Here is an 11,649-nt window from a genome sequence, read left to right on the forward strand (position 1 = left end):
GCTTCAGTCCAGCAAGGTTACGTCGATGCCAAAACCCGCGCCGGACGCGGCTACTGCCGCATCCGAACCCGCACCCCACCCCCCTACCCAGCCCGCATTGCCTGGCGTGGCATCGCCGCTCAACGGGCTGGATGGATGATCTGGGACGGGCGGGAACGCGCCAGCGACACAAACGGCTCGCACCCTGACCTGGTGCTGGCCCAAACCCTAGTCTACGAGGTAGCCATGGAAGAGAAGCTGAAACAAGAGGTCGAGGCCGCAACGAAGCGGTCTCAAGTCGCAGAGAAAGCCAAGCACGACGCGGCCATGGAAGGCCGGGTCTACACGCCACCCGAGAAGCAAAAGGGGGTGACGGCCTAATGCTCACATCAAGTCAACAGAAGAAAGTCGACGAAGCGGAACGGGCAAGGCAGGCGGGAATCGCCAGCGCGCCGAAGCTCTCGGCTGCGACGGTGGAAGAGTATCTCAACTGGCTCGTCCACCACCTTCACCTACTGTCGAGCGAGAACATCGCCCATCGCCTCGCGGCGGCAGAACTCGTGGTCCGCATGCACATGGGCAACGCTCAAAACAAAGCGACTCAGCACACGCTCGTGGAGGACGGCGTAATCAAACCGCCACCGCAAGCAAGCTGAGGTCAGCCATTCCAACCACCCCCCGCCCCCCGGTGGGGGGTGGTTTTGTATCTACGGTTTGGGCAAAAAAGAGACACAAGACTTGCGGGCCAGATGCCTCGCTCTGGCTCGCATCCTGGAAGCGCGTCGGCTACGCTCGATCTTCATCCTGGTGCGGTACCCTACCACCGCACCTCTCGCCTTCGGAGTCGTCCCAACGGGTACGGGAACTACCGCTTCAGCGGCCAGCAAAGGCACCTCAGAGGCCGCAGGCGGCGTCGCTGGCTCCCACCTGGGCCTACGACACATCCGAATCGCGGCGGCGGCAACAGAGAGTCCGGGGGCCACGTCGTGCTCACCCTTCACAACTGGCCTACTCAATCTGTGCCGCCGCATGCCGTGGATCATACCACCTGTTGTGGTAGATCGCTCCTGGACGCACCCGTGCCTGTCCGCCGTGACAAAACGCGCAAATCCACGTCGCAGGCTGTGAAGCTGTGGATTCGCGCGTTTCGCACTGCGAGGACAGACAACCGCAAAAGCAAAGGGTGAACCTCTCGTGCCGGGCTTCGCCCGCCACTCGCCCACGGACGCGGTGGCTTCGCGCTCATCTCCGCCTCGCCTGTCCGGGCTTTCGTTTGCCTCGGCGGTTTCGTCGCCTGGTGTGGGTCGTCCGCTCCGCGGGCCTGGCTCCGTTCGCGCTCGCGCCATGCACCCGGCCCGTCTCCCTGCGCTGCGCTTCGGTCGCGGCTCGCGCCGCCTGCGGCGGGCCGGGCTGCGGCCTGGGCCTCCGCCGGCGCTTCGCTCGGCTCCGGGCGTCGCGATGTTGCCGCGCCGCCCCTCCGGGCTACGGCCTTGCCGCCTTCGGCGGTGCCCTCCGCTCCTTCGCTCCTGCCTCGCTCACCCGGCTGCGCCGGGCACGCGGGGTCCCCCGTCCCCGCTGGTCGCTCCCCCGTGCGGCGGCACGCCGGGCCTCGCCCCTCCCGGCGTGTGTGCCCCGCCGCAGTGTGCCGCCCCGGTCGGCGTGGGCGCGCCTCGGGCATCTGCTCGCTGCCGCTCGCCTCGGTCTCGCACCGCCCCTCTGGTCGCCGCAAGGGTCGGCGCGGGTGTAGCGCCTGGGTTCCGGTCGACACCATCACCCGCGCCCGCGACGCCAAAAAGCCAGCAAAAAGAGAGGTGTCCACTTTTTAATGGACACCACGTGGACACCGCATTAATACTGGTCAAACCGATCAGCGTCAGGCTTGTCGAGGACGAAGACCATGCACTCGATCATACCGAACCCTCGCTAGAATCGGCTATTCCCGCCTCCTCAGAGGTGTCCAACGAGGTGTCCACGATGTACCAGAAGGGCAATACATACTACGCAGACTGGCGCGACCGCAAGGGCGTGAGAAAAAGGAAAGCCTTCACCGATGAGAATCAAGCCCAAGCCTACGAGGATCATCAGAAGGGTGTTGCCCGCCCAAAAACCCGGCGGGAGGGGCTACAGTCGCCGAAGCCCTCACCCGCTTCACGCACGGCAAACGCCCGCGTCACTCCGCCGACGTCGCCGACATGCTTGTCAGGATCGCCGGCCAACTCCCGGCAAAAAGCATCGGGCCGACCCAAACGAACCTCCTCAATCGCTGGATCGACCGGTACCCCAGCGCCTTCACGCGCCACCACAAAGCCATTGCCGCAAAGACAGTCCTCCGTCACCTCGTCGAGTCGTGGGGTTCCAAAAAAGAGCTGATCGGCCAAATCAACAAGCCATCGAAACCGCGCCCGCGAAACGTAACCGCGACACCAGCAGAGAGGGCGGCTATCTTGCAGCACGCGCGGCCACACATGCGCTGCTGGCTGCTGTTGTGCTCGGACCTTGCAATCCGGTCCGGCACGGCTATCGCGCTAACACCATCGTGCTACGACAAGGACGCAGGTGTGCTGCGGTTCCGAAGCAAGTACGAGTCAACCGTCGCACTGCCGGTAACGGCGGAACTCGCGGCGCTGCTCAACAAATGCGACGACCCGTGCCGCCCGTTTATAGCCCAACTAAGCGGGCGGCGGTCAACCTATGGCTCGCTCAGTGTGCAGTTCAGGAAGCTGCGGAAGTTGGCTGGGGTGACGCGGCAAATCACGCCGCACGATCTGCGCAGGACGACGGCGCGGAACGTGTACCAGATAACGAAAGATTTGCGCATCGTCCAAGCCCTGCTCGGGCACGCCGACCTGGCTCACACCGCTTGGTACCTGCAGGACGACATGACACCCGTGCTCTCGTCAACCCTGGAACTCGCCAAGCTCAACCCCACGACGGAGGTGATTCAATGACAACCCTGCTCCGCGAGGACTATTCCGATTCGGTGCTGGGCTGGATTCAGTTCGCAACCGACGCGGCCAAAGAGGCTGAGCAAGCCTCAACGGAGGCCGGCGAAAAGCCGCGCGGCTCGATAGGCCGGCAGGCCTTCAACGCGGCCACACGTGCCAGGGCGTTCGACGAGGGTCTGTACAGGACCCTGCGGGCCATAGAGGAACAAGTCGGCCCGCTCGAGCGCGCCGGGGGAAAGGTTGGCCCCAACCCGGCAGTGCGTGACGCCTTCATTGCCTGCCTGCCTCCACTCACCACCCGGCAACGGGTCAAAGCCTTCATCGCCTGCATCGTCCACGGCCAACTCCATGGCTACCTCGAAGGGGCGGAGGTCAAGTCTCTGCTCTACGCTGCCCAACTGGCCCTATCGGCCCATCACAGAAAGGAAGCCCGTTGAACCTAACTCAGTCCCTTACCCTCGGCTTCGTGCCTGCCTGCCGCTTCTGCGTCCTGGAAGTGGAAACCACCGTCGCCCAAGCTATCCGTGAGCCTGGCGTCCGCGCGATCAGCATCCGCGCGGAGAATCGCTGCCAGCACGAAACCGCGAAGGATTTGACGGCCCGGCTTCAGTCCAGCAAGGTTACGTCGATGCCAAAACCCGCGCCGGACGCGGCTACTGCCGCATCCGAACCCGCACCCCACCCCCCTACCCAGCCCGCATTGCCTGGCGTGGCATCGCCGCTCAACGGGCTGGATGGATGATCTGGGACGGGCGGGAACGCGCCAGCGACACAAACGGCTCGCACCCTGACCTGGTGCTGGCCCAAACCCTAGTCTACGAGGTAGCCATGGAAGAGAAGCTGAAACAAGAGGTCGAGGCCGCAACGAAGCGGTCTCAAGTCGCAGAGAAAGCCAAGCACGACGCGGCCATGGAAGGCCGGGTCTACACGCCACCCGAGAAGCAAAAGGGGGTGACGGCCTAATGCTCACATCAAGTCAACAGAAGAAAGTCGACGAAGCGGAACGGGCAAGGCAGGCGGGAATCGCCAGCGCGCCGAAGCTCTCGGCTGCGACGGTGGAAGAGTATCTCAACTGGCTCGTCCACCACCTTCACCTACTGTCGAGCGAGAACATCGCCCATCGCCTCGCGGCGGCAGAACTCGTGGTCCGCATGCACATGGGCAACGCTCAAAACAAAGCGACTCAGCACACGCTCGTGGAGGACGGCGTAATCAAACCGCCACCGCAAGCAAGCTGAGGTCAGCCATTCCAACCACCCCCCGCCCCCCGGTGGGGGGTGGTTTTGTATCTACGGTTTGGGCAAAAAAGAGACACAAGACTTGCGGGCCAGATGCCTCGCTCTGGCTCGCATCCTGGAAGCGCGTCGGCTACGCTCGATCTTCATCCTGGTGCGGTACCCTACCACCGCACCTCTCGCCTTCGGAGTCGTCCCAACGGGTACGGGAACTACCGCTTCAGCGGCCAGCAAAGGCACCTCAGAGGCCGCAGGCGGCGTCGCTGGCTCCCACCTGGGCCTACGACACATCCGAATCGCGGCGGCGGCAACAGAGAGTCCGGGGGCCACGTCGTGCTCACCCTTCACAACTGGCCTACTCAATCTGTGCCGCCGCATGCCGTGGATCATACCACCTGTTGTGGTAGATCGCTCCTGGACGCACCCGTGCCTGTCCGCCGTGACAAAACGCGCAAATCCACGTCGCAGGCTGTGAAGCTGTGGATTCGCGCGTTTCGCACTGCGAGGACAGACAACCGCAAAAGCAAAGGGTGAACCTCTCGTGCCGGGCTTCGCCCGCCACTCGCCCACGGACGCGGTGGCTTCGCGCTCATCTCCGCCTCGCCTGTCCGGGCTTTCGTTTGCCTCGGCGGTTTCGTCGCCTGGTGTGGGTCGTCCGCTCCGCGGGCCTGGCTCCGTTCGCGCTCGCGCCATGCACCCGGCCCGTCTCCCTGCGCTGCGCTTCGGTCGCGGCTCGCGCCGCCTGCGGCGGGCCGGGCTGCGGCCTGGGCCTCCGCCGGCGCTTCGCTCGGCTCCGGGCGTCGCGATGTTGCCGCGCCGCCCCTCCGGGCTACGGCCTTGCCGCCTTCGGCGGTGCCCTCCGCTCCTTCGCTCCTGCCTCGCTCACCCGGCTGCGCCGGGCACGCGGGGTCCCCCGTCCCCGCTGGTCGCTCCCCCGTGCGGCGGCACGCCGGGCCTCGCCCCTCCCGGCGTGTGTGCCCCGCCGCAGTGTGCCGCCCCGGTCGGCGTGGGCGCGCCTCGGGCATCTGCTCGCTGCCGCTCGCCTCGGTCTCGCACCGCCCCTCTGGTCGCCGCAAGGGTCGGCGCGGGTGTAGCGCCTGGGTTCCGGTCGACACCATCACCCGCGCCCGCGACGCCAAAAAGCCAGCAAAAAGAGAGGTGTCCACTTTTTAATGGACACCACGTGGACACCGCATTAATACTGGTCAAACCGATCAGCGTCAGGCTTGTCGAGGACGAAGACCATGTGACTAGTTTACTCCCGACATGGGAGCGGCGACCCGATATGCTGTTGGCATGTACACGCCAAAGCACACCGCCGAGACCGATGTCGACACCCTGCGGCAGTTCGTACGCGAAAATCCTCTCTGCGCGCTGGTGACGCAGACCGCGGCAGGGCTCGTCGCGACGCATCTGCCGCTGATCCTGCATACCGAGGGCGAAGGCTTCGGCGTGCTGCGTGGGCACATGGCGCGGGCCAACCTGCATTGGCGCGACAGCCTGCAGGGGGTGCAGGCGCTGGGCATCTTCACCGGTCCCGAGCACTATATCTCGGCCGCCTGGTATCCCGGCAAGCAGGTCCATCACAAGGATGTGCCGACCTGGAACTACACTGCCGTCCACGTCTACGGCGCGCTGCGTGTGATCGAGGATGCGGACTGGCTGCTCGCCCATCTGCGCGCGCTCACCGACCGTCACGAGGCGTCGGTCGGGATGTCGTGGAGCGTCGACGATGCGGCGCCGGGCTTCATCGAGCATCTGACGCGCGCCATCGTCGGCGTGGAGCTGGACGCGGTGGGAACCCCGGCCAGCGCGGCGATGGGCGAGCTGGTGCGGTCGCGGCGTCCCCGCTGAGCCGCTGCCGTTCGTTACATTTCTTTACACATTTCGCCTTGTCTTTTGAACTCGGACTGGATTAGTCTTAATTAGACGAAGTTTTGTCTTTGAGTCTCGACGAACATATTCCCCGTCTCTACGGGCGGCGCAGGTAAGGAACTCCGGCTACGGCACGGGGCTCGCTGCAGTGCGTCTGAACGAATGCGAAAAGGAACGACGATGCGGTTGCAATGCGGCGTGATGCCGGTCCTCAAGGTGGGTGTTGGATTGTTGGCGCTGGCTTGCGCGGCGCTGTATGCGCAAGGTCCGGGCGGCGGCAGCGGACGTCCGCAGCAGCCGCGCCCGGTGCTGCTGGCGCTCGATGTGGATCGCGACGGAACGCTGTCGGCGGCGGAGATTGCCGCTGCGCCGAAGGTGTTGCCGACACTGGACGCCGACGGCGACGGGCAGTTGAGTTCGCTCGAGTATCTGCCGAAGCAGAACGATCCGAACGCAGTCGATCCCGACGCGCTGGTCGCGCGGTTGATGGTGTTGGACAAAAACGGAGACGGCGTACTGACCGCCGACGAGCTTCCGGAGCGGCTGGGCGGCATGATGGCGCGGCTGGATGCGAACCACGACGGCAGGATCACGCCGGACGAGGTTCGCGCCTCCGCGACGAAGCAGGGCGGCCCGGCCGGTCGACGGCTGACCGGGGCGGGGGCGACTCGCATGGACCCGGTGTTGAACGCGATCGATGCGGACCACGACGGAGTTCTGTCGGCGGCGGAGATTGCCAATGCGGCGGCGGCGCTGCGGTCGCTCGATCGGAACGGCGACGGCCAGTTGACGCCGGACGAACTGAAGATGCGTCAGCAGACGCCGGCCGACCGCGCGCAGCACACGCTGGACGAGTGGGACACGAACAAGGACGGCAAGCTGAGCAAGGCCGAGGCGCCGGATCGCATGCAGGAGCAGTTCGAGAAGATCGATACGAACGGCGACGGATTCCTCGATCTGGCGGAGCTGACGGCCTACAACGCCGCTCAGCCTGCGCAGGGACCGCGCCCAAACAGCGAAGGAAAGCAGTAGTTCCAAGCCAGCACATGCGACCACAAAAGCGAAAAGCGGATCCTTCGCCTCGCTCAGGATGACAAACCGTTTTCGGTGAACAAGGGAGAAGAACGGATGCAGAGCAAGACGTTACGCACACTGGCGCTGGCGGCGGTTTCGGCGCAGTGCTTCGGGCTGGGATCGGTTGAGGCCCAGACCCTGCAGCACCCGGCGACCAAGCCGGTGAACGAGGAGACCGGGACGCGGGTCTTCCACCACGAGAACGTGCTGGGCACGTCGCTGGAGCTGAAGCTGCGTGTCGCCGACAGTGCGCGGGCCGCGAAGGCGGAGAACGCCGTGCTGGCCGAGATCGACCGCTGCGACCGCATTCTGAGCGCTTGGCGCGCGGATAGCGAGTTCTCGCGCTGGGCCTCAACCCAGGGGACGGCTGTGCCGGTCTCGGCCGAGCTGATGGACGTGCTCTACCTCTTCGATGGCTGGCGGCGGCAGACCGGCGGGGCGCTGGACGCGTCGGCTGAGTCGGCCACCCGGCTATGGCGGCAGGCTGCGTTGACAGGCGTCGCGCCCACGGCTGCGGAGCGCGCGGCGGTCGTGCGCCAGATGCAGGCGCCGCACTGGACGCTCGACCGCGTAGCCGGCACAGCAACTCACCTCGACGACGCTCCGCTGGCGCTGAACAGCTTCGCCAAGAGCTACATCGCGGGCCGCGCGGCGGACGCTGCGCTGGCTGCCGGAGCGAAGGGCGTATTGCTGAACATCGGCGGCGACCTCGTCATGCGTGGCGACTGGACCGAGCGCGTCGCCATCGCCGATCCGCGCGCCGACGCCGAGAACGACGAGCCGATCGACATGGTGCGAGTCGCGAACCGCGCGCTGGCGACCAGCGGCACATACCGCCGCGGGGTGGAGTTGGATGGCGCGCATCTGTCGCACATTCTCGACCCGCGCACGGCCGAGCCGGCGATGCATGTACTCTCGGCGACGGTGATCGCGCCCGATGCCTCCGAGGCAGGCGCGCTGGCGACGGCGTTTTCCGTCATGAAGCCGTTCGAGAGCGAGGCGCTGGCTGCGCAGTTGCGCCAGGTGGACTATCTGCTGGTGCTCGCCGATGGCCGTCGGGTCGAAAGCCCCGGCTGGGCGGCGCATCAGCTTCCTCGCATCGTGCGGACGGCGTACCTTCCGCCGGTGAAGGCCGCACAAAATCTGGACCTGGTGATTACGCTGGAGCTGGCGCGCATCAACGATCCGCGCTACCGTCGTCCGTATGTGTCTGTGTGGGTTGAAGATAAGGACCGCTACCCGGTGAAGACCATCGCGCTGTGGTTCGACAAGGTGCGCTGGCTGCCGGACCTGAAGGGCTGGTATCGCGACGACCAGGTGCGGTCGCTGGCCGAGGGCACGGATCTTTCGACGACGATCAGCGCGGCGACGCGTCCGCCGGGCAAATACACCCTGCGCTGGGACGGCAGGGACAACGCCGGCAAGCCGGTGAAGCCGGGTAAATATACCCTCTGCATCGAGCTGGCGCGCGAGCACGGCGGACATCAGCTGGTGGAGCAGGTGATCGACTTCGACGGCAGGACCGCAGCGAAGTTCACACTGCCGGGCGGCGCGGAGTTGGCGGGCGCAACGCTCGACTACGGTGTCCATGCCAAGTAATTCGACGACCGAGACGAAGCCCGCACGGCAGCCTGTCCCGCTGGCCGCAAGGCTGCGGAAACAGACCGCGATCGTCAGCCGGTGGCTGCATATCTACCTGTCGATGGCGTCGTTCGCGGTGGTGCTGTTCTTCGCGGTCACCGGTCTGACGCTGAACCATGCGGACTGGTTCGTCTCGCAGCAGCGCACCTCGCAGCGCAGCGGGTCCGTTCCGCTGGAATGGCTGCCGCCCGCCGCGAAGGAGCCGGCGAAGCTGGAGATCGTTGAGCGCCTCCGTTCGGCGGAGAAGCTGCACGGCGCGGTCTCGGACTTTCGCGTGGACGCGGATCAGATTGCGGTCAGCTTCAAGGCGCCGGGCTATGCGGCGGACGCCTTCATCGACAGCCACACGGGCAAGTACGACCTGACGGTGACGAGCAACGGCTTCGTCGCCGTGTTGAACGACCTGCACAAGGGCCGCGACGCGGGCAAGGGGTGGGGCTGGCTGATCGATGCGTCCGCAGTGCTGCTGACGCTGGTCTCGCTGACCGGGCTGCTGCTGCTGTTCTTTGTGTACAAGCGGCGGGTGTCGGGGTTGATCCTGGCGGTCGCGGGTGGGGTGTTCTGCTGGCTGGTGTGGCTGAAGTTTGTGCCTTAATGTTTGAAGGTGTCATCCTGAACGAAGTGAAGGATCTGCTTCTTGCCCGTGGCTGAGATACTGCTTCGGGCAAGAAGCAGGTCCTTCGACTGCGCTGCGCTTCACTCAGGATGACAGGCTTGGTTGCAAGTCTGGGATGTTAGCTCTCCCGCGCCCGCTCGATCGCGCGGACAACGGCCCTGGCCTTGTTGCCGCACTCAGCGAACTCGCTCTCCGGCACCGAGTCGGCGACGATGCCCGCGCCGGCCTGGATGTGGCCCTGTTCGCCGTTCATGAAGAGGGTGCGGATGGCGATGCAGGAGTCCAGATTGCCGCTGAAGTCGGCGTAGAAGATGCTGCCGCCGTAGACGCCGCGGCGCGCGGGTTCGAGCTCTTCGATGATCTCCATGGCGCGAATCTTCGGCGCGCCCGAGAGGGTGCCGGCGGGGAAGCAGGCCTTGAAGGCGTCCAGCGCGCCAAGCCCGGATTTGAGCTCGCCCTCGATGGCCGAGACTAGGTGCATGACGTGGCTGTAGCGTTCGACGAACATCAGATCCTTCACTCGCACCGACCCGAACTCGCTGACGCGGCCCACGTCGTTGCGGCCCAGGTCGACGAGCATGATGTGCTCGGCAACCTCTTTTTCATCGGCGCGCAAGCTGGCTTCGTGGGCGCGATCCTCTGCCTCATCGGCTGAACGCGGTCGCGTTCCCGCGATGGGCCGGTACTCCACCTTGCGGCCGTGGACGCGGACCAGCAACTCCGGCGACGAGCCGACGATGTGCGCGACCGACGGCTTCGCTCCGGGAGCTTCCAGACCGAAGCGCAGGAAATACATGTACGGCGAGGGATTGACGATGCGCAGCGCGCGGTAGACCTCGAAGGCCGGAACCTCCGGCTTGCAGTCGAAGCGCTGCGAGAGCACGCACTGGAAGACGTCGCCCGAGGCGATGTACTCCTTGGCCTTGGTGACTGCCTTGAGGAACGCGGCCTTGCCGGTGCGTGGCGTCAGCTTCAGTTTGGCGTCCTTGCCCTTGTAACGCTTGATCTTCGGCAGCGCCTGCGCGAGGCGGCGTTCCATTTTGTCCAGCCGGCGGACGGCGCGCTCGTAGGCGCCGGGCTTCTTGTCGCGCAGCAGGTCGACGGTCGCGATCAGCAGAATCTCTTTCTTCACGTGGTCGAAGGCGAGCACCTGGTCGAAGAACATCAGGCAGGCGTCGGGCGCGCCGAGCTCGTCGGCGGCGAGGGTCGGGAGTTTTTCGATCAGCCGGACGATGTCGTACGCGAAGAAACCGACCGCGCCGGCGGTGAAGGGCGGCAGGCCGGGCAGGCGCGCCGGGGTGTGGCCGGAGAGCGCGAGCTTCAGTTCGTCGAAGATATCGCCCTCGAAGGCGCGGCGCCTGCGGCCCTCTTCGACCGTGATGCTATGGCCGCGCGCGACCATCTTCTTATATGGCTCGATGCCGATGAAGGTGTAGCGTCCGACGTGCTCGCCGCCTTCGACCGATTCGAGCAGAAACGCCTCGGGCGCATCCTGCGCGATGCGCAGAAAGGCGGAGACCGGTGTCTCAAGGTCGGCGGTGACGGTGCGGTAGACGGGGACGAGGCTGTGGGTCTTCACCAGCTTCGAGAAGTCGCGTGCGTTCGGCAGGGATTGTTTGGAGGAGGCCATGGTCGTCAGCTCAATGGTAAATGGCGTCCCGTGCTATCTCATGCCGTGCCTTACAATACCGACATTGAGCCGAACTTTTTCCCACTTTCGTCATTGGATTTCCGCGAACTCTTCCAGAAGGCGGACGTGGCTCCAGGTGCTTGTCTGTGGATTCTTCTTCATCGCAACTGGGTGTCATTCCAAACCAGTTGCGTCGTCCTCCGCAGCCAAACCTGACAATTTTCAATCTCCGGCTGCGCCTCGCAATAGGACTCCCGGAGCCCTTCTTGGTGCCTGCGAATCCCGAGATGCGGTGGGATGCATCCTTTTGGGCGTTGATTACGAAAAGGGCGACGGCGTGGATCAAGACGATAAGCAGGCATTCCACTACTTCCGTCAAGCCTGCGACCTCGGGTTGCCGGACGGGTGTTTGAGAACTGGATTCTTCTACGAAACAGGCGCTGGAATGGCTCACAAAGATCAGAAACAGGCAGCTGTTCTGTACCGCTTAGCGTGTGCCGCAGGAAACGCGAATGCCTGTTACTCAGTTGCCGTCCTTCTTCATCAAGGGAATGGCATCCCGAAGGATGACGGAGAAGCGGCCATCTTTTTCGAGAAAGCCTGCTCATTGCACTTCGATACTGCCTGCGGAGTTATCCGCTAGTCCTCAAGAGA

General features: G+C 65.0%; 12 protein-coding genes. 11 read left to right on the forward strand and 1 reads right to left on the reverse strand.

The features are described 5' to 3' along the window. Positions 1–135 precede the first annotated feature (135 nt). From CHB87_RS14395 to CHB87_RS14440, 10 genes are all read left to right on the forward strand, one after another. On the forward strand, positions 136–360 hold the full coding sequence (locus CHB87_RS14395; RefSeq protein WP_089409143.1) for a hypothetical protein: 225 nt from the start codon (positions 136–138) through the stop codon (positions 358–360). Next, positions 360–635, forward strand: coding sequence for a hypothetical protein (locus CHB87_RS14400; RefSeq protein ID WP_089409144.1), 276 nt, complete (start codon positions 360–362; stop codon positions 633–635). The genes CHB87_RS14395 and CHB87_RS14400 overlap by 1 nt, the downstream gene beginning before the upstream one ends. A 1,536-nt stretch (positions 636–2,171) precedes the next feature. Further along, positions 2,172–2,927 carry a tyrosine-type recombinase/integrase gene (locus CHB87_RS14405; protein WP_089409141.1) on the forward strand — a complete coding sequence of 252 codons (756 nt, stop codon included), beginning with the start codon at positions 2,172–2,174 and terminating at the stop codon, positions 2,925–2,927. Next, positions 2,924–3,361: a hypothetical protein gene (locus tag CHB87_RS14410; protein WP_089409142.1), complete on the forward strand. Its 438-nt coding sequence runs from the start codon at positions 2,924–2,926 to the stop codon at positions 3,359–3,361. The genes CHB87_RS14405 and CHB87_RS14410 overlap by 4 nt, the downstream gene beginning before the upstream one ends. Positions 3,362–3,662: 301 nt before the next feature. Continuing rightward, positions 3,663–3,887 carry a hypothetical protein gene (locus CHB87_RS14415; protein WP_089409143.1) on the forward strand — a complete coding sequence of 75 codons (225 nt, stop codon included), beginning with the start codon at positions 3,663–3,665 and terminating at the stop codon, positions 3,885–3,887. Further along, positions 3,887–4,162, forward strand: coding sequence for a hypothetical protein (locus CHB87_RS14420; protein WP_089409144.1), 276 nt, complete (start codon positions 3,887–3,889; stop codon positions 4,160–4,162). The genes CHB87_RS14415 and CHB87_RS14420 overlap by 1 nt, the downstream gene beginning before the upstream one ends. Before the next feature lie 1,293 nt (positions 4,163–5,455). Then, positions 5,456–6,013 carry an FMN-binding negative transcriptional regulator gene (locus CHB87_RS14425; RefSeq protein ID WP_089409145.1) on the forward strand — a complete coding sequence of 186 codons (558 nt, stop codon included), beginning with the start codon at positions 5,456–5,458 and terminating at the stop codon, positions 6,011–6,013. Positions 6,014–6,214: 201 nt separating this feature from the next. Continuing rightward, positions 6,215–7,066, forward strand: coding sequence for an EF-hand domain-containing protein (locus tag CHB87_RS14430; protein ID WP_176441776.1), 852 nt, complete (start codon positions 6,215–6,217; stop codon positions 7,064–7,066). Between the two features lie 96 nt (positions 7,067–7,162). Further along, entirely contained in the window at positions 7,163–8,707 is a 1,545-nt protein-coding gene (locus CHB87_RS14435; RefSeq protein WP_142988360.1) for a DUF2271 domain-containing protein, read from the forward strand. Further along, positions 8,697–9,344, forward strand: coding sequence for a PepSY-associated TM helix domain-containing protein (locus tag CHB87_RS14440; RefSeq protein ID WP_089409148.1), 648 nt, complete (start codon positions 8,697–8,699; stop codon positions 9,342–9,344). Before CHB87_RS14435 ends, CHB87_RS14440 begins: the two co-directional genes overlap by 11 nt. Before the next feature lie 139 nt (positions 9,345–9,483). Here CHB87_RS14440 and trpE read toward each other — a convergent pair whose 3' ends face one another. Beyond that, the gene (gene trpE / locus CHB87_RS14445; protein ID WP_089409149.1) at positions 9,484–10,995 is read right to left on the reverse strand and encodes an anthranilate synthase component I; all 1,512 of its coding nucleotides are present in this window, start codon (positions 10,993–10,995) and stop codon (positions 9,484–9,486) included. Positions 10,996–11,302: 307 nt separating this feature from the next. Here trpE and CHB87_RS22480 point away from each other — a divergent pair, with 307 nt between their 5' ends. Continuing rightward, positions 11,303–11,638, forward strand: coding sequence for a tetratricopeptide repeat protein (locus tag CHB87_RS22480; protein WP_217897058.1), 336 nt, complete (start codon positions 11,303–11,305; stop codon positions 11,636–11,638). Positions 11,639–11,649 lie beyond the last annotated feature (11 nt).

The sequence above is a fragment of the Granulicella rosea genome, assembly GCF_900188085.1.
Lineage (GTDB): Bacteria > Acidobacteriota > Terriglobia > Terriglobales > Acidobacteriaceae > Edaphobacter > Edaphobacter rosea.

Coding starts and splice junctions, on each gene's coding strand:
- CHB87_RS14395 (WP_089409143.1), top strand. CDS start 136: ATGATCTGGGACGGGCGGGAACGCGCCAGCGACACAAACGGCTCGCAC.
- CHB87_RS14400 (WP_089409144.1), top strand. CDS start 360: ATGCTCACATCAAGTCAACAGAAGAAAGTCGACGAAGCGGAACGGGCA.
- CHB87_RS14405 (WP_089409141.1), top strand. CDS start 2,172: ATGCTTGTCAGGATCGCCGGCCAACTCCCGGCAAAAAGCATCGGGCCG.
- CHB87_RS14410 (WP_089409142.1), top strand. CDS start 2,924: ATGACAACCCTGCTCCGCGAGGACTATTCCGATTCGGTGCTGGGCTGG.
- CHB87_RS14415 (WP_089409143.1), top strand. CDS start 3,663: ATGATCTGGGACGGGCGGGAACGCGCCAGCGACACAAACGGCTCGCAC.
- CHB87_RS14420 (WP_089409144.1), top strand. CDS start 3,887: ATGCTCACATCAAGTCAACAGAAGAAAGTCGACGAAGCGGAACGGGCA.
- CHB87_RS14425 (WP_089409145.1), top strand. CDS start 5,456: ATGTACACGCCAAAGCACACCGCCGAGACCGATGTCGACACCCTGCGG.
- CHB87_RS14430 (WP_176441776.1), top strand. CDS start 6,215: ATGCGGTTGCAATGCGGCGTGATGCCGGTCCTCAAGGTGGGTGTTGGA.
- CHB87_RS14435 (WP_142988360.1), top strand. CDS start 7,163: ATGCAGAGCAAGACGTTACGCACACTGGCGCTGGCGGCGGTTTCGGCG.
- CHB87_RS14440 (WP_089409148.1), top strand. CDS start 8,697: ATGCCAAGTAATTCGACGACCGAGACGAAGCCCGCACGGCAGCCTGTC.
- trpE (WP_089409149.1), bottom strand. CDS start 10,995: ATGGCCTCCTCCAAACAATCCCTGCCGAACGCACGCGACTTCTCGAAG.